The organism is Komagataeibacter europaeus, from assembly GCF_002173515.1.
Lineage (GTDB): Bacteria > Pseudomonadota > Alphaproteobacteria > Acetobacterales > Acetobacteraceae > Komagataeibacter > Komagataeibacter europaeus.
Window position 1 is genome coordinate 42,418 of the sequence record NZ_CP021467.1, and the last position, 17,583, is coordinate 60,000.

Here is a 17,583-nt window from a genome sequence, read left to right on the forward strand (position 1 = left end):
ATGGCGGGGCAGGCGTGGGGGGGCGGCCTGCCGGTCGTCATATTCGGCGCGAAACTGAAACCTGACGGCACACCCACGCGCACGCTGCGCCTGCGGGTGGCGGCGGCCCATGCCTTTGGCGTGCGCCGGGGCGCGGTGGTGTATGTGCCCACCGGCGGTCCCTCGCAGCCGTCTGGGCAGCGGGAGGCGGACGTCATGGCCGGCATGCTGCGCACCAGCGGCGTCCCGTCCGATGTCATCATGGTGGAGGACACGGCCCCGGATACGCTGGCCTCCGTCATCCGGTGCACGGGGCTGCTGCGGCGACGGGGATATGCGGGGCCGGTTGCGGTGGCCAGCAGCGCCTACCATCTGCCACGCTGCCTTGTGCTCATGCGCATGATGGGGTGGCGGGTGCTGCGCGTGCCCCCGCCCGCGGCCCCTGCCGCGCAACGGTGGGGCAGGCGCTGGTTTTGGCGCCTGCGTGAAGGGGCGGCGCTGCCGTGGGATGCGCTGCTGCTGGCATGGCACCGCCTGCATGCAGGGCGGGATGGTGATTGACACTGCCTGCCGCAACCCGCATCACGCGGTTGAACCGAAAAAACAACATGAGTGTGGATGGAAGTCATGCCTGTGCAAGCCTTTGTTTTCCCCGGTCAGGGAAGTCAGTCTGTTGGAATGGGACGCGATCTGGCCGAGGCATTCGCCCCTGCGCGGGAAGTGTTCCAGGAAGTGGATGACGCGCTGGACCAGCACCTTTCGCAGCTCATGTTCGAAGGCCCGATGGAAGACCTGACCCGCACCGATAATGCCCAGCCCGCGCTGATGGCGGTCTCGCTTGCCGTGCTGCGCGTGCTGGAACGTGAGGGCGGGCTGGAACTGAAGCGCGACGTGGCGCTGGTGGCCGGGCATTCGCTGGGTGAATATTCGGCCCTTGCAGCGGCTGGCGCATTGGGCGTGGCCCAGACGGCCCGCCTGCTGCGCCTGCGCGGCAACGCCATGCAGAAGGCCGTGCCACCGGGAATGGGGGGCATGGCGGCCCTGATCGGCGTGGGCATGGACATGGAACGCGCCGCCAGCCTGTGCGCGGAAGCCGCGACCTTCACCGATGAAGCCGGCAGGGCGCACACGCAGGTGCTTGAGGTCGCCAACGACAATGGCGGCGGCCAGGTGGTCGTCGCGGGCGAGACGGCGGCGATTGACCGCGTAATCGCTCTGGCCAAGGCGCAGGGCGTCAAGCGCGCGCTCAGGCTGCCGGTTTCCGCCCCGTTCCACTGTTCGATGATGGCCCCGGCCGCTGAGGAAATGCGTGCGGCCCTTGCTGACACGGACATAAAGGCCCCGGTCGTGCCCGTGGTGGCGAATGTGACGGCGGCCAAGGTCACCGACCCGGCCACGATCCGCGACCTGCTGGTGCGTCAGGTGACCGGCACCGTGCGCTGGCGTGAAAGCGTGGACGCCATGGTGGCCATGGGCATCGACAGTTTTGTCGAAATCGGCTCGGGCAAGGTACTGGCCGGGCTGGTGAAGCGGATCAATGGCGACGTGGCCACCCGTTCGGTCGGAACCCCGGCCGATATCGAGGCCTATCTGGCCGCGCGCTGAAAACAGGCGTCTGCCCCACGGTCCGGGCCGTGGGATCATGTTGAGTTGATGGATACCGAAGGGAACGGACAGGTCATGTTCAGGCTGGACGGAAAGGTTGCTCTGGTTACCGGGGCATCGGGTGGAATCGGACGTGAGATCGCGCGTGCGCTGCATGCGCAGGGTGCGGTCGTGGTGCTGTCGGGCACCCGGCAGGGGGTGCTGGAGGACGTTGCGGCGTCCATCGGCGCGGAAGGGGGCGCGGACCGGCTGCATGTCTGTCCCGCCGACCTGTCGGATGCGGCGGCAGCCGACGCGCTGGTCGCCAGCGCCGAGGAAAAGGCCGGTGCGCCACTGGCCATCCTGGTCAACAACGCCGGGCTGACGCGCGACACGCTTGCGATTCGGATGAAGGACGAGGACTGGAACCGCGTGCTGGATGTTGACCTGGCCGCCCCCTTCCGCCTGTGTCGCGCGGCCCTGAAGGGCATGCTGCGCCGCAGGGCGGGGCGGATTGTCAACATTGCCTCCGTCGTGGGGGTGACGGGCAATGCGGGGCAGGCCAATTACGCCGCCGCCAAGGCCGGGATGATCGGCATGGGCAAGTCGCTGGCGCAGGAAGCGGGCAGCCGTGGCGTGACCGTCAACACCGTGGCCCCGGGCTTTGTCCAGACCGCCATGACCGATGTCCTGCCGGACGCGCAGAAGGAAAAACTGGTCGGATCCATCCCCCTGGGCCGCATGGGCCAGGCCAGCGACATCGCCCCGGCCGTGGTTTACCTTGCTTCCGACGAGGCCGGGTGGGTCACCGGGGCCACGATCCATGTCAATGGCGGCATGGCGATGGTCTGACAGATGTGATATTTTGCTGGACAGCAGGCCGGAAGTGACAAAAAAGATAGTCCTGACGGCCGCGCTGTCCCCTTAATTGCGGGGCGAGCAGACAGGAAATGCATTCGCCGCCTTGGCGATTGCATCAAAACCGTGCTAATCGCCCGCAGCTTCGTCCGAAGCGGGCTGGTGTGCAACACTGGTTTGCAGGGACGTTACAGGACGAACACGTTTCGAACCGCCCGTTTCTTTCAGGGGCAGACAGGAAGCAGAGACAGATGAGCGAAATCGCCGATAAGGTTAAGAAGATTGTAGTCGAGCACCTTGGTGTGGACGAAAGCAAGGTCACCCCCGACGCCTCCTTCATCGATGATCTGGGCGCCGACAGCCTGGACACGGTTGAACTGGTCATGGCGTTCGAGGAAGCTTTCAGCGTCGAGATCCCCGAAGACGCAGCCGAGAAGATCACGACCGTGAAGGACGCGATCGACTACATCGAAAAGCAGAAAGCTGCCTGATCGGTCTGTTTCCGATCATATTTACACGAATTCAGTCAGGTATCGTTACTTTCAGGAGCAGGACGGGTTGATGCAGTCTACCGGATTGACGTCTGGACAGCGGCGCGTTGTCGTAACCGGTATGGGCATTGTCAGCCCACTGGGACTGGGTGTGGAGCGTAACTGGTCACGTCTTGTGGCCGGGGAAAACGGCTTTGGCCGCATTTCTTCGTTCGACGCGTCCGACCTGCCGGCACAGGTTGCGGGCGAAGTGCCCGCAGGGCCGACGGAAAGTGGCGGCCTGACCCTTTCGGACTGGATACCCGTCAAGGACCAGAAAAAGATGGATCGCTTCATCCATCTTGGTCTTGTGGCGGCGACCGAAGCGGTCGAGGATTCGGGCTGGAAGCCGGAATCGGAAGAAGACCGCTGCCGTACCGGTGTCATGATCGGTGCGGGTATCGGTGGCCTCCAGACCATTTACGAGGCATCGGTGACGGTGAAGGAAGGACGGGCCCGCCGCCTGTCGCCCTTCTTCATCCCGTCCGCCCTGATCAATCTGGTCTCGGGGCATGTCTCGATCAAATACGGATTCAAGGGACCGAACCATTCGGTTGTCACGGCCTGCGCCACGGGCGTGCACGCCATTGGCGACGCCGCCCGCATGATCATGCTGGGTGACGCGGACGTCATGGTTGCCGGTGGGGCCGAAGCCGCCGTGTGCCCGCTGGGCATCGCGGGGTTCTGTTCCGCCAAGGCCCTGTCCACCCATTTCAACGATACCCCGGAAAAGGCATCCCGTCCGTGGGACCGTGACCGCGACGGTTTCGTGATGGGGGAAGGCGCCGGTATCGTGGTGCTGGAAGAATACGAACACGCCAAGGCGCGTGGGGCCAAGATCTATGCCGAGGTCATCGGTTACGGCATGTCTGGCGACGCACACCACATCACCGCACCCGCCGCCGGGCATGAAGGCGCTTTCCGCGCCATGCAGAACGCCGTGCGCAGCGCGGGTCTGACCCCTGCTGACATCCAGTATGTCAATGCCCATGGCACGTCCACCATGGCGGATGATCTGGAACTGGATGCGGTGGAACGCCTGTTCGGTGATGATGCGCGCAATCTGGCCATGTCATCCACCAAGTCCGCCACCGGCCACCTGCTGGGGGCTGCGGGCGCGGTGGAAGCGATCTATTCCATCCTGGCCATTCGCGACAACGTGGCGCCGCCCACGCTTAATCTGGACAACCCGTCGCGTGAAAGCGTGATCGACCGGATCGCGCATACGGCGCAGGAGCGCAGGATCGATACGATCCTGTCCAACAGTTTCGGGTTTGGCGGGACCAATGCCAGCGTGATCCTGCGCGGCGTATGAGACCGGGGCGCCTGCGGGCGCCCTTTTCATTTCACGGACAGGGATAAGGAGAGCGCGTGCGCAGGGTTCTGGCTGCACTTGGACTGGTTTTTCTGGTGCTGGTCCTGTCTGCTCTGGGTACCGCCTTCATGGGGATGCGGCATTATGAAGCCCCCGGCCCCCTGACCGAACAACGCACGGTCGTAATCCCGCATGGCGGTACGGAACAGGTGCTGCTGACATTGCAGCAGGCAGGCGTCGTGGATAGCGGCCTGCTGACGCGCAAGGTGTTCGAGACCGCGACCGCCCTGACCCGCGTGGATGGGGCGTTTCATGCCGCTGAACTGGTTTTTCCCGCCCATGCCTCCATACAGCAGGTGCTGTTCGTGCTGCGGCATGGCAAACCGGTGGTGCATAAGCTGACCGTGCCCGAAGGCCTGTCCGCCATCCAGATTGCCAACCTGCTTGAACATGCACCCTATATGGATGGCAGTTTTCCGTTCCCTGCCGAGGGATCGGTCATGCCGCTGACCTATGATTACGAATGGGGCATGCCGCGTGCGCAGATGCTGGCCCGCATGCAGCGCGCCATGGATCGCGCGCTGGATCAGGCATGGGAAGGGCGGGAAGTTGATGCCGCCATCATGAATCGCCATGACCTGCTGGTTCTGGCATCCATGATCGAGCGGGAAACGGGAAACCCGGCTGAACGGCCGGTCGTGGCGCGCGTATTCCTGAACCGCCTGCATCAGGGCATGCGGCTGCAGTCCGATCCGACCGTGGTCTATGGCCTTAATCAGGGCGCGGGACCTTTGGGCCATGCCCTGTCCCATGCCGATCTCATGCAGCCTACGACCTATAATACGTATGTGATTGCAGGGCTTCCGCCAGAACCGATCTGTTCACCGGGGGCGGCGGCGCTGGACGCCGCGGCCCACCCGGCACAGGGAAACCAGCTCTATTTCGTGGCGAACGGGCGTGGTGGTCATGATTTTGCGGCTACGCTGGGGGATCATAACCGCAACGTATCCGCGTTCCGTGCAGGGAAGCATGCACAGGCGGCTCCCCCCAGATAGGGGAACCGGCCGTGCATGGGGACGTGATTACTGCGGCGGCAGGCTTTGGCTGCTGACCGACCCGGAAGGCGCCGTGTCGATCGGCTGCTGCGGCGTGGTGGTGTCCGTATTCGTGGTGCCGGTCTTGCCGGTCCTGTCCGGGCGGCCCTGGGCCGCGGTCAGGACTTCGCTCAGGGCGGAACGGAGCGGGTCCGCGCCTGAATTGTTGACCCGCATGGAAATCACGATGTCTTCCGGTCCCACGATCTGGTTGTAATAGGCCCGGTTGGCGGCACTGTTGACCCGCATCTTGGACCCGCCCAGTGCGGCACCCGCGAACAGGCCCTTGGATTTCTGAACACCCCGGATGGACGTGTTATGTTCACCCGCCGTGCCGGTTTCCAGCCCCGACCCGGAGGAGGCGAAGGACGTGCCGACATCAGCGCTCAGCTTCATCTGGCTGTCCAGCAGGGACTGTACGCCATCATCGGTCATGACAAACAGCATGACCTCGACATCCTGCATGCCAAGCTGGAGTCCGAAATTGGCCGAGGACATCCGGTAGAACGCAGGGTCGGACCAGGACCCATGGGCATCGCGGGTCAGGAAGACACAGCCGCCGCCGCCGCCGCCAAAGGCGATCGACATGCGAAAGACGGACGGGCAGACAATGACGCCACGGGATTCAGCAAGGTAACGGGTCACCTTGCTGCCAGCGGTCGCGGTGGAAAACATGTCACGAACGGTCAGGGTGGCGCGGTCCACCAGACTCTGTTCTTCTTCCATGCTGGCAGCCATGGCCGCGTGCAGCGGCATCATCAGGGCCAGGGCGGCAAATGATGTCCTGATGAGATGAAACGTGTGCAAACCCATGCTCCCTTTCCGATTCGTAACGGCAGATCCACCAAAACGGCTCGTGCCTTGGAGTGGTCCGTTTTCATGGCTGAATCATGGTCCATAAGGCAAGGCCATGTGGCATGATACAGCCATATATTGCGGTTATTTAAGGGAGACGCCAACCGCATCCGACAGCGTATCGGCAATGCCGGGGGCCGCGGCAAGAATGCAGACGCCACCTGTCAGGCCACCATCGCGCAGGAAGGGGGACACGCGGGCGCCAGCTTCATCCAGCAGGACAAGGGCTGCCGCCACATCCCACAGGTTGATGCAGATTTCCAGATAACCGTCCTGACGGCCACAGGCGACTTCCGCCAGGGCAATGGCGCCGGACCCACCGGAACGTGGCATGGCGCCAAGGTTCAGGATCGCGTCGATCTTCTGCTGGAATACGCCGGCGGGCACGCGGTTGCTCCATCCCATCTCGATCAGCGAGGATGCGGTATCGGTCACGGGGGAGGCATGGATGCGCTGGCCATTAAGGAAAGCACCATGCCCACGCACCGCCGTATAGGTTTCACCCAGTGCAGGCGCCTCGATAATACCGGCGACAGGTGTGTCGCCATCCATCAGACCAAGCGAGATGCACCAGCGGTTGCGGCCGCGGGCATAGTTGGACGTACCGTCAATCGGGTCCACCACCCAGCGCAGGCTGCCGGTGCGGGTGCGGCCTTCTTCTTCCCCCTGGAAACCGTCCTCGGGGAACAGCGTGCCGATTCGTTCGGAAATGAAGGCTTCCACCGCACCATCGGTTTCCGTTAGCCAGTCCTGCGCGCTTTTCAGCGTCCCCTTGGGGCCACCGGGGGCAGGGCGCATTTTCATGGCCAGGGCGGCTGCATCGCGCACAACCGAACGGGCGGCTTCAAAACGGGTCAGGATGGCCTGTGTCATCGGGTAACCTTCTTTTCAGGGTCAGAAAATCTCATTCCACACGTAGCGCCGTTTTCACCGCGTGTTCCACCTGTGGCATTTCCACCCTGCCTAACCGTTCGGCGGCCTGCATGGCAAACTGAAGTGTCAGCTGTCGCCGCCGCGCCGGGGGCAGGGGTACGTTGGGGGAGGGACGCAGGATCGCACAGTCAATACAAGCTGCGGCCCCTTCCACCCCATGACCCGTCGCGGCCATGATGAGGCCCGTGGTATCGGGCAGGACAGCCTGTGGAAAATCCTGGTTGACAGCAAAATACATCTGGTCGCACCACGGCAGGTACTCCTGCCATTTCTGGTCGGCGCGGAAATCGGGCAGGCCGGACTTGATCTCGATACAGATGAAATGCCCCTTGGGCGTCAGGGCCATGATATCCGCGCGCCTGCGGCCTGGCAGAATGAATTCATGCAGCACCGCCCACCCATGCAGCCTGCACATCTGGCTTGCGCCAGTGCGGACGGCGGACTGGATCTGCGGCGCAGTCGGGCGGGACATGGCGGTGGATAAGGACGATCAGGTCGCCGACGGCACGGATAGCAGGCGGGTTACCAGTTCAAGGTCCGCAGGCTTGTCCACGTCCACGGCGGCACGTCCGTCCGGCAGGGGGATCATGGCCACCCGGGCATGGGACAGGTGCCCGATGCGACGGCACACGTCCGCGCGCGTCAGGCGCCGCAGGATGAAACGCAGCAGGATCCCGGGCCCGAGAATGCGTGCCATCCTGAACGGGTGTTTGCGCTCGGCTTCCAGCTTCTGCCACAGCCGGATCACGCCACAGGCGGCGGGCGTGCGGAACAGGAACATGTTGCAGCCTGAAAACGCCCCATCCGCCAGCCGGATCATGGTGCGCTTCGTGCCCGGCACATCACGCAGGATATCCGCCTCCATCGCGATACCGGCCGCGACGTCACACCCGCTGTCCTGCGCACCCTGCACGAAAGCGCGGACCCAGCCGGGTTCCAGCAGGGCATGGTCGGCAGTGGTGACCAGCAGGGGCGTGCCCAGCGTATCCAGCGCCCGCATGACGCTGGCGCTCGGTCCGGCCGCCGGGGGGATAAAGGTGACATTATCGGGCACGATGCCCGCAAGGACGTCAGGTCGTTCGATGCAGATGGCGATCCTGCCAATGCCTTCGACCGCCTGCAGCGCGGTGACGACCCGGCTGATCATCGGGGTGCCACAGACCGGCAGGATGGCCTTGTGCGAAATGTCCGCCGCCTGCGCCATCGGGTCGGGGCGACCCGGCCTGCTGCCCGCCAGGATCAGGACGTTCAGCCCCATCTGTGCGTTCACGCCGCGGTACGGGTGGTGTTTGCGCCATCGGGGCGGTCACGCGGGGGGGAGCCGGTTTCCTCCATCACCCACGGATACTGCTTGGCCTCGTTCACGTCGTAACCGAGGTTGAACACGGTCGGGCTGCGCGGGCAGCCGCGGGCATCGACGTAATAGCTGCGGAACAGGCGGTCCGCCACGAAGCTGGTAATGCCGTAATTGCCATTTTCGTTATGGAAATGATGCAGCACGTGGCGCTGCTTCATCCGCTGGATCCAGCCCATGCGCGGCTTGTAGTTCAGGTGCTGGATGCAGTGAAAGAATTCATAGATGCACGTTATGGTCAGGCCCGCGCCGAAAGCCGCCGCGGCCCCGGCTATGTTGCCAATGGCGTAGCCGATGGGAATGGTGACGATGGCAATGGTCGGGATGGTGTTGAGCGGGGAGCCGAACAGCACATCCAGCAGGTGAGGGTCCTGATGGTGGTCGAAATGGATGCGTTTCCACAGCGTGGCGCTCCATTTCATGCGATAGAGGAAACGTCCGTGCAGGATGAAACGATGAATGCAGTACCATACCAGCGGATAGACCAGAATGACGGATACGATGCTGATCGCCACCGGCGCCAGGGACGTGAAATTATAGATCATCAACGCGTAGCTGAGCAGCGCCAGTGCGAAATACAGCAGGATGGTGGGATAGGTCAGATAGGCAATCCAGAGCTGCGATAGGTTCATCTTGCCAAGGTCAAAACTGCGACCTGTTCTGATGGAACTGTTTTTGAGGGTATTCGTAATCATCGCTCTTCGATCCTCAATAGCACGGTGATGACGCCGAGGATGAAAATAAGGATCCCGACGAATATCGCCATAAGCGAGGGCAATGTTCCCGCATTTCCCAGTGCGCGCAATAGCCCCTGGAATACGATAAATAGCAGGCCCGCGCCCAGACACCAGATTGGCAGCCAGCTGCGCGTTCCGGCCCGCGGTGGGATATAGACCACCGGCACGGCCAGTAACAGCATTACCGTGAATGTCACGGGTAACATGATACGTCCCAGTATTTCCGTCAGGAAAAAGGACGGAGACTGGCTGGAAGGCAGCACGCCGCGCTGTTCATCCAGCATCGTATTGATGGACTGTGTAAAGCTGACCGTCAACTGAATGATATATCCCGGCGTCAGTGACGCGGGCCAGTTCAGTCTTACGCTCTGGTCAGGGGGGGTATCGAGCAGGTCCACGCGTGAGGGGCTGACGACGCTGAGGACATGTGTCGGCGTGCCATACCAGTGGCCATGGATGTAATGGACATCCGCCAGGGTCGTGATTTTCTGCAGCAGGCTGCGCGGGTCGCGGTGATAGACGGTCACCTTGTCCATCATCGTGCCGCCGCCGCTCAGGTACGTGATGTTGATCAGGTCATTATCCGCCCGGATCCAGTAGTTATGCCTGTTTTTCGCCGCATGTGGCGTGGTGGCGTTCCACCATTGGGCCAGTGCCTGCTCGGTGCGGGGGGTAATCTGGTCATCCACGATTCCGCACAGCAGGCCCAGCGCGACGGTGGTGGGCAGCAGCAGCTTGACCAGCCCGGGCGTGGACAGCCCGGCCGCACGCATGATCGAGATCTCGTTCGATGTCGTCAGCTGCAGCAGGGTCAGCAGCGTGCCGATCAGCACCGCGATGGGCATGGCGTTACCCAGCAGCAGCGGCAGGTGCAGCACGGCATAGTACAGCACCCCGCTCAGGCCCAGCTTGCGGTGCATGATTTCCGTGGCCTGCTCCAGCAGTGCCAGAATCTCCATGAGCGCAACCACGATGGCGGTGGTCGTGAACACCTTGGACAGCAGTTCGCGCGACAGATACCCCAGCAGGACCGTGCCGCAGGCCAGGCGTAACCGCAGTTTCATGTCCCGGTTTCCACAACACGGCGGGGCAGGCCGTCGGCGGACAGTTCGCGCGGGGCAATGGCCGGTCCACGGATCAGGAGGATACGGATCCCGCCCGCCTGGTGGACCAGCATGCTGACACAGATCACGGCGAAGGCGACGGTCGGCAGCCAGATGACCAGCAGCGGAGACATGTGCATGTTTGCGACAAAGCTCATCCCCATCTGCAGCGTGTGGTCAAACCCGACCAGGGTGATCGCGGCGATGGCCAGGCCGGGATTGCCCTTCTGCCGCTTGCGCACGCCCGCCAGCGCGCAGGCCAGGATGGGGATGAACGGAATGGCCGCCGTGCGGGCCAGGCGGAAATGCAGTTCGGCAATCATGTAGGAATGGCTGATGGACGGGTTGCCATGTCGTATACCGTAATACAGTTCCGGGACCGTCAGTTCGCGTTCGGTCTCTCCACGGCCGTTATAGGCTTCATCATCCAGCTTGCCATTGCTTGAGATCATGCGGGTGGTACGGGTGAACTCCGTAACGGAAGGCTGCTTGTCGCCGCTATCTGTCACGATGGTACCATCTATCAGGTCAAGGCGTATCCTTGAGCCATCGGCGGGGTTGTAGAGATAGCCCTTCTGCGCGGAAATGTAGCGTATATGCGCCTTGTCCGACTGGTCGCGTATGAAGACGTGCCACAGGCGGGACCCGGCATGATCGACCGTTTCCGCCGTAAGCACGATGTTGTCCGATATCGCGAACATCTTTGATTGCAGATGTGGCGTCCATCCCGCGTGGCTGGCGAAATAGAAGGCCGAGCGGTAATCATAACGTGCATAGGGCTGGATGAACCCGTAAAGCGAAAAGGCCAGCAGCCCGAATACCGCGCCCGTCAGGACAAAGGGCTGGCAGATGCGGAAGATCGAGACCCCGCTTGCGGTCAGTGCGTCGATTTCGTGATTGGCGCTCATGCGCCGGATGACGGTGAAGACGCTTACGCACATGGCTGCCGGTAGCGCCAGCCCCAGGTAGTGGGGAACAAGGTCGCTGAGCAGCGCGACAAAGGTTTTCATCGAACTGCCATTGGCCGCCAGCATGTCGAACAGCACCAGTAGCCGTTCCAGCAGCAGGGCGGCCATGACCACGCCCAGCGCAATGGAAAACGGCGGCACGACCTGACGCAGCAGGTAGCGGTCCATTGTGCTGGGAGCGAGTTTTCCCAGTATCCGGTGCGGCAAGGACATGCGACTCATGCAGGCGTGCTTACACCGGAAAAACACCCTGATGGAGAGGGAAGTTCAAAAATAGTTTCCTGGCTGGCGCCTGTCGTCGCATCCGCCAAGAAAAAGTGACGCGTGACACCCAGCCTGTAGCCCGTGGCATGCGGGGTGACTGTAATATGGTTCCAGCCAGCGGCGCGCAGCGGATCACATGATCGTGCGGAAGCCGACGCAATGCCCACGACCGGCACGGGTGCCAGGGGACCGGGAAGGGAAGACAGGGTCGAGGTATGGATATGTCCGTGCAGGACCATCTCGGCCCCTTCCTGTGCGATGCAGGTGGCGAAATCCTGTATATCCGTCAGGGCTTTGCGGCGTATGGCCAGACCGGTGACAGGGGGATGATGGATCATGACAATGCGACACAGTCCCTGACGCGCGGTTTCGCGCAGGATATCACGCAGGCGCGCGGCCTGTCGTGCGCCAACCGTCCCGGTCGCCAGGAACCACGGTGTCGGTACGGCTGAACTGACGCCAATCAGCGCCACATTGCCCACCCTGCGGACGAAGGGAAAGGGCAGCGCGCCCATCCATGGCTGCCATAACCCCACGGTCTGATGCCATCTGTCATGAACAAGGGTGTCATGATTCCCCGGTATGACTGTACAGGGCGCGGGCATCTGTTCCAGCCAGCGCAGCGCCTGCCGGCATTCCCCCGGCAGGCCCATGTTGGTCAGATCCCCGGTAACGGCAATCATGTCGACCCCACTGGCCGCGACATCCGTCATGACATGGGCCAGGATTTCAGGACGATGCAGGAAGCGGCGGCGGCCTTTCCACGAAAAATAGCTGAACATGCGCTTGTTCAGCCGTTCGCCAAGGCGCGGGGGCACCATTTCGGTAGGCAGGTGCGGGTCTGACAGATGCGCGATGGTGATCGTGTTCAAGCTGACCTCTTTCCTTGCCTCATGCCTGCCGGTAACGGTCGGGACATGTGTTCTGGCGGCCCACGCGGGAGGGCACTCCCTCTTTTCGTGCCTTGCAATAGAAGGCAGATGGTTGCTTATGGCCTGTAAGTCAAATTTCAGACAGGGATGGAATAATCAGTGACCGGACGTTTTGCGCTTGTTTACAACCCGCGCAGCCGGCGGAACATGGGCGACAGGAGTGCATATGCCCAGACAGCCCGTGCCCTGCTGGGAAAAAACTTCGTTGATCCGGCTGACCGTTCCCGTCTGGATGCCAATATCGCGGAATTCGCATCCCGTGGTACGGACTGTATCGTCATAGATGGGGGGGATGGCACCGTCAGCGACGTGCTGACCGCCATCCACCGGCATTATGCCCCCGACAGGCTGCCTGCGCTCGCCATCCTGCCATCTGGCAACACCAACCTGATCGCGGGGGATGTTGGCTTCGGGCTGCGCGGCATTCGGGCGCTGGAGCACCTGCAGCAGCTTGATGCATCCGGGCAGTTGCGGCGCAACGTGCGCAGGCGATGTGGCCTGGTGGTGGAATGGCCCGAACCCGATGGGCCGCCACCGGTCGTGGGCATGTTTCATGGGGCCGCCGCGTTTACACGCGGTATCGAACTGGCCCACCAGCCTGCGATCCTGAATAATTATTCGCATGAAATGGCTGTTGTCGTCTCCTTCCTGTCTTCGGTGGCGCATCTGTTCTCGCGGCGTTCCCGGCAGGACTGGATGCGTGGGGAACAGATGGATATGAAGGCGGGCAAGACCATCGAGCGGCAGGGCAACTGTTTCCTGTTCCTGTCCACGACGCTTCAGCACCTGCCCCATGGCATATGGCCGTTCTGGACTGCGTGCGGGGTGCGTAATGATGTCATCAACTTCCTGCATGTGGCGGGACAGCCTTCCCGCCTTGCCGCCGCGGCATGGGCGCTGCTGCGGGGGCGGCATCCGGCATGGCTGCAGCATAACCCGGATTATTGCAGCGGGTGCGAAGACCGCATCGAAATGACGATGAAATCCGATTTCGTACTGGATGGGGAAGTCATGTCCCCCGGTGCCACAGGCCGGATCGTGCTGTCGGCCACCGCCCCGATCGATTTCATCCATGCGTAAGGAATGATGATCATGTCCCAGTCCAGTCCCACAGACCGCACTGCCGCAGCCGGACGGGTCGCCCATCTGTTGGCGCATGATCTGGTCCAGCCCGTCGCCCCCTTTGTCACGCAGTTTGTCACGCGTCTGCTTGGCGACGCCCGGCCGCTGGGCGTGATTTTCTACGGTTCTGCCCTGCGGACGCCCGATCCGGACGGGATTCTGGATTTTTACGTGATTGTCGAGCATCTGGAAGACTGGACATCTGGCTACCTGTCACGCGAAGCCAACCGTATCCTGCCTCCCAATGTGGAGTATCATGAACTTCCCATCGGGGGGCGGACCATCCGGGCCAAGGTGGCCATCCTGTCCATAGCGCAGTTCCGCCGCATGACGGGACGCGCCACGCTGGATACCACGGTCTGGGCACGCTTCTGCCAGCCTGTGCGGCTTGTATGGGTCAGGGAGCCGGACGCGGCCGATGCCATCCTGGCCTGCATTATCCGCGCGGTGGGGCAGGCGGGGCGCTGGGCTGCTGCCCTGGGTCCGGCACAGGGCACGGCCGATGACTACTGGCTGGCCCTGTTCGCCCATACTTACGGTGCGGAACTGCGTGTGGAGAACGGCCGCAGGCCGCGTAGCCTGCTACAGGGACAGGAAGCACGGTACAGGCGCCTGCTGCCGGATGTATGGCGCGCCGATGGCCTGCCGTTCCGGTCCGAGGGCGATCAACTAACCGCCCAGCTGACACCTGAACTGCGCCGGAAGATGCACGAAGGCTGGTGGCTGCGTGGTCGGCTGGGGCGCGTGCTGAATGTCAGCCGCCTGTTCAAGGGCGCCTTCACGTTTGAAGGGGGCGCGCGCTATATCGCATGGAAGATCAGGCGGCATTCCGGCATTGTACTGCCGCTGGGGCCGTTTTCGGAACGGCATCCGCTGGTCTGCCTGCCGTATCTGCTGTGGAAATTACGGCAGGCAGGTTTTTTCAGGCGGCGCGGTTGATACCCATCTCGCCCGCTACAACGGCGAAGATTTCCACGGCCCGGTCTATCTGCTCCGGCGTATGGGTCGCCATGACGGAGGTGCGCAGCAGGGGATGCTGGTCGGGCGTTGCAGGCGGCAGGCTGAGGTTGACGTAAACCCCAAGGTCCAGCAGCCGGTTCCAGAACGCCACGGCAACCGCCACATCATCCAGAATGACGGACACGACAGGACTGGCCTGCGGGCCGGTGCGCAGGCCGGCCGCCTGCAGCCCGGCATGAAGCCTGCGTGCATTGTCCATCAACCGCACGCGCAGTTCCGGCCGGTTTTCCAGTTCGGTCAGCGCGGCCATGGTCGCGGCAATGACTTCCGGCGGCAGGGATGCGGTGAACATGTAAGGACGCGAACACAGCCGGATCAGGTCCAGCCCGGCATGGTTGGAAACACAGTAGCCACCAACCGTGCCAAGGCTTTTGGAAAAGGTGCCGACGACAAAATCGACATCATCTTCCACGCCGTCGGCTTCCGCCACGCCACGGCCATGTTCGCCCATTACACCAACGGAATGTGCTTCATCCGCCAGCAGCCATGCACCGGTTTCCCGCTTGACGGCCGCGAATTCCGCCATGGGAACGACGTCACCCATCATGGAATAGATGCCTTCGACCACGACCAGTTTTGCTCCGGGCGTGCCGTCAAGGCGGCGCAGGCGTTTATGCAGGTCATCGGCGTCGTTGTGACGGAAGCGGATGACCTGCGCATGGCCAAGGCGGCTGCCGTCATAGATGCTGGCATGGCTGTCCGCATCAAGCAGCAGATAATCGTCCTTGCCCGCCAGTGCGGAAATCGTGCCCAGATTGGCCTGGTAACCGGTGGAAAACACCATGCAGTGCCGACGACGGAAGAAGGTGCACAGCCGCTCTTCCAACTGGCGGTGCAGGCCCTGCGTGCCATTGGCGATGCGCGATCCGGTTGTGCCGACACCATAAGCCCTGGCAGCTTCCACCGCCGCTTCGATCGCGGCCGGGGACTGGCTCAGCCCAAGATAGTTGTTGGTGCCGAACAGAAGCGTCTCGCGCCCTTCGATCAGCCCGACCGTGGAGGAAATGGGCTTTTCGATCACGACGTTGAACGGGTTGCGTCCACCACCGGCCGTTACCGCCGACAGGGCGGACGCAAGGCCTTCATATTTCGAGAAAATCGACATGGTGTATCAGGATGCCTGCTTGAGAGAGACGATACAGGCAGCCAGATCATCAATGGTGCGGATATCAGCCAGCCGGTCAAGCGGCACGGAAACGTCGAGCGTATCCTCGATTTCCATGACAAAATTCATGACGGCCAGTGAATCAAAGGCCAGATCCTCAACGATCTTGCTGCTGCCATTGATATCACGGGGAACCTTGGGGTTCGCCAGCAGCGTCTTCACGATCAGCGCGGAGACGCTCGCTACCGTTTCACTCATTCCTACATCCTTATGGCATGTCCTGCCTGCTTTCTTGCCGGCAGGGGATCAGCATGAATGGCCTGCCCCACGATCCGCGACCGGGGGTGGGGACTGCAATCGGTCCCCTGATCGGAAGTCTTATGATCGAAAAACAGGTTTTTGGCCAGTCCTGCTTTACATTCTTGCCCGAAAGGGCAGGGCCCTGCGGCCCCGTCCCCTCAGACTACGGAAACAGATGATGTTTCCAGGGGCTGGAATGCACCCGACAGCAGCATGGCTTTCGCGCGGGCGCGGGTCAGCTTGCCCGATGATGTCTGCGGCAGGGTATGGGGCGGAACCAGAATGATGGAGACATCCACCCCATGCTGCCGACGGAACAGGCTGGCCGTTTCGGTCTTCAGGGTTTCGCGTGCCTCGGGGGAGGAGGCGCGGCACTGCACCAGCGCCACAATCTTCTCGCCTTCGTCCTCATCAACCGAAAAGACGGCGACGTCACGGCTGCGCAGGCTGCTGATTTCGGTTTCGGCGGACCATTCCAGATCCTGCGGCCAGATATTGCGACCGTTGATGATGATCAGGTCCTTGGCGCGGCCGGTTATGACAACCTGCCCATCCAGCATGTATCCCAGGTCACCGGTATTCAGCCAGCCATTGGCATCAACAACCCGGGCTGTTTCCTGCGGACGGCGGAAATAGCCCTGCATCAGGCTCGGACCACGCACGAATACAGCCCCGACCTGTCGGTCACGCAGCACGTTTCCCTGCGGGTCACGTACTTCCAGTTCATGGTGCGGCAGGACTTCGCCACAGATGACGAATGTGCGCAGCGCACGTGTCGGATCATTGGACGGCACGGCTTCGCCACGCGTTTCAAGCGCACGCAGGTCGATCGTATCCGTCCGGATGCCAGATCCCAGCGGCGCAAAGCTTATGGCCAATGTCGCTTCGGCCATGCCGTAGCTGGCGGTAAACGCACCGCTGTCAAAACCTGCCGAGGCGAAACGCTGGGCGAAATCCTCGAGGATATGATAGCGGATCATGTCGCCGCCAATCCCCGCCACGCGCCATGAGGACAGGTCCAGTTCGATCGAGGTGGCGCGCCGTGCGCACAGTTCGTAACCAAAGGACGGACTGTAGGAAATCGTGCCACGGTTGCGACTGATCAGGTCCAGCCACACATGGGGACGCCGTGCGAATTCACGGGTCGGCAGCATATCGACGCTCAACTGGCATGTCATGGGGGTCAGGAAAAAACCGACCAGCCCCATGTCGTGATAGAGCGGAAGCCATGATACGCAGCGATCACCCGTCTCACGGACCTTCAGGCCATTCAGGGCAATGGCATGCGCGTTCGCCATGCCGGAACGCTGGGTCACCGCGATTCCCATGGGGAAGCGTGTGCTGCCGGACGAAAACTGCAGGTAGGACAGGTCATCTGGCTGGACTGAGGGGAGGGTCTCGACCGTAATCGGTGTTTCGAGCAGCTCGGAAGGCGTGCCGGAGAATTTGAGATCCAGCCCGGATGTGATTTCATCCGTCCATGACGAGATGATGGAAGCGATCACTACGGCGGATGCCGCAGCGCCTTCG

The 17,583-nt window shown here is 62.4% G+C and carries 19 protein-coding genes (1 of these 19 only partly in view); 8 read left to right on the forward strand and 11 right to left on the reverse strand.

Annotated features, from left to right (window positions below; genetic code table 11):
• From S101446_RS00185 to mltG, 6 genes are all read left to right on the forward strand, one after another.
• Positions 1-540 carry a YdcF family protein gene (locus S101446_RS00185; RefSeq protein WP_087607208.1) on the forward strand — a complete coding sequence of 180 codons (540 nt, stop codon included), beginning with the start codon at positions 1-3 and terminating at the stop codon, positions 538-540.
• Between the two features lie 57 nt (positions 541-597).
• Entirely contained in the window at positions 598-1,584 is a 987-nt protein-coding gene (gene fabD, locus S101446_RS00190; protein ID WP_198284465.1) for an ACP S-malonyltransferase, read from the forward strand.
• A gap of 75 nt (positions 1,585-1,659) precedes the next feature.
• Positions 1,660-2,415, forward strand: coding sequence for a 3-oxoacyl-[acyl-carrier-protein] reductase (gene fabG, locus S101446_RS00195; protein ID WP_087608781.1), 756 nt, complete (start codon positions 1,660-1,662; stop codon positions 2,413-2,415).
• A gap of 257 nt (positions 2,416-2,672) precedes the next feature.
• On the forward strand, positions 2,673-2,912 hold the full coding sequence (locus S101446_RS00200; RefSeq protein WP_003618476.1) for an acyl carrier protein: 240 nt from the start codon (positions 2,673-2,675) through the stop codon (positions 2,910-2,912).
• A gap of 70 nt (positions 2,913-2,982) precedes the next feature.
• Positions 2,983-4,266, forward strand: coding sequence for a beta-ketoacyl-ACP synthase II (fabF, locus tag S101446_RS00205; RefSeq protein ID WP_081472620.1), 1,284 nt, complete (start codon positions 2,983-2,985; stop codon positions 4,264-4,266).
• A 56-nt stretch (positions 4,267-4,322) separates the two neighbouring features.
• Positions 4,323-5,321: an endolytic transglycosylase MltG gene (gene mltG, locus S101446_RS00210; protein ID WP_087607209.1), complete on the forward strand. Its 999-nt coding sequence runs from the start codon at positions 4,323-4,325 to the stop codon at positions 5,319-5,321.
• A gap of 27 nt (positions 5,322-5,348) precedes the next feature.
• On the opposite strand, the gene S101446_RS00215 is transcribed toward mltG, so the two are convergent.
• The 8 genes from S101446_RS00215 to S101446_RS00250 all read right to left on the reverse strand — a co-directional run bounded on the left by S101446_RS00215 (position 5,349) and on the right by S101446_RS00250 (position 12,446).
• Complete coding sequence (locus S101446_RS00215) at positions 5,349-6,173, reverse strand: lipid-binding SYLF domain-containing protein (RefSeq protein ID WP_010509701.1); 825 nt, start codon at positions 6,171-6,173, stop codon at positions 5,349-5,351.
• A gap of 126 nt (positions 6,174-6,299) precedes the next feature.
• Positions 6,300-7,088 carry an inositol monophosphatase family protein gene (locus S101446_RS00220; RefSeq protein WP_048849713.1) on the reverse strand — a complete coding sequence of 263 codons (789 nt, stop codon included), beginning with the start codon at positions 7,086-7,088 and terminating at the stop codon, positions 6,300-6,302.
• A gap of 31 nt (positions 7,089-7,119) precedes the next feature.
• Entirely contained in the window at positions 7,120-7,620 is a 501-nt protein-coding gene (locus tag S101446_RS00225) for an MmcB family DNA repair protein (protein ID WP_019086158.1), read from the reverse strand.
• Positions 7,621-7,638: 18 nt separating this feature from the next.
• On the reverse strand, positions 7,639-8,406 hold the full coding sequence (locus tag S101446_RS00230) for a nucleotidyltransferase family protein (RefSeq protein WP_087607210.1): 768 nt from the start codon (positions 8,404-8,406) through the stop codon (positions 7,639-7,641).
• Between the two features lie 8 nt (positions 8,407-8,414).
• Positions 8,415-9,197, reverse strand: a complete 783-nt coding sequence (locus S101446_RS00235) for a sterol desaturase family protein (protein WP_087607211.1) — start codon at positions 9,195-9,197, stop codon at positions 8,415-8,417.
• Positions 9,194-10,303, reverse strand: a complete 1,110-nt coding sequence (locus tag S101446_RS00240) for an LptF/LptG family permease (protein ID WP_010509692.1) — start codon at positions 10,301-10,303, stop codon at positions 9,194-9,196. Before S101446_RS00240 ends, S101446_RS00235 begins: the two co-directional genes overlap by 4 nt.
• Positions 10,300-11,532, reverse strand: a complete 1,233-nt coding sequence (locus S101446_RS00245) for an LptF/LptG family permease (protein WP_456303535.1) — start codon at positions 11,530-11,532, stop codon at positions 10,300-10,302. The genes S101446_RS00240 and S101446_RS00245 overlap by 4 nt, the downstream gene beginning before the upstream one ends.
• A complete protein-coding gene (locus S101446_RS00250; RefSeq protein ID WP_087607213.1) occupies positions 11,529-12,446 on the reverse strand; it encodes a metallophosphoesterase family protein in 918 nt (305 codons plus the stop codon). Before S101446_RS00250 ends, S101446_RS00245 begins: the two co-directional genes overlap by 4 nt.
• A 159-nt stretch (positions 12,447-12,605) precedes the next feature.
• On the opposite strand from S101446_RS00250, the gene S101446_RS00255 reads away from it, so the two are divergent.
• A complete protein-coding gene (locus S101446_RS00255; protein WP_087607214.1) occupies positions 12,606-13,586 on the forward strand; it encodes a diacylglycerol/lipid kinase family protein in 981 nt (326 codons plus the stop codon).
• Positions 13,587-13,592: 6 nt separating this feature from the next.
• On the forward strand, positions 13,593-14,567 hold the full coding sequence (locus tag S101446_RS00260) for a hypothetical protein (RefSeq protein WP_087608782.1): 975 nt from the start codon (positions 13,593-13,595) through the stop codon (positions 14,565-14,567).
• Here S101446_RS00260 and spt read toward each other — a convergent pair.
• The 3 genes from spt to S101446_RS00275 all read right to left on the reverse strand — a co-directional run.
• Entirely contained in the window at positions 14,551-15,753 is a 1,203-nt protein-coding gene (spt, locus tag S101446_RS00265; RefSeq protein ID WP_087607215.1) for a serine palmitoyltransferase, read from the reverse strand. The two genes, S101446_RS00260 and spt, sit on opposite strands and share 17 nt — an antisense overlap.
• A gap of 6 nt (positions 15,754-15,759) precedes the next feature.
• The gene (locus S101446_RS00270; protein WP_007400085.1) at positions 15,760-16,011 is read right to left on the reverse strand and encodes an acyl carrier protein; all 252 of its coding nucleotides are present in this window, start codon (positions 16,009-16,011) and stop codon (positions 15,760-15,762) included.
• Between the two features lie 200 nt (positions 16,012-16,211).
• Positions 16,212-17,583: the 3' portion of a fatty acyl-AMP ligase gene (locus S101446_RS00275; protein ID WP_010509680.1), read on the reverse strand. The gene runs 368 nt beyond the window's last position; only the last 1,372 of its 1,740 coding nucleotides appear in the window; the start codon falls outside the window, past its right edge; it ends in the stop codon at positions 16,212-16,214.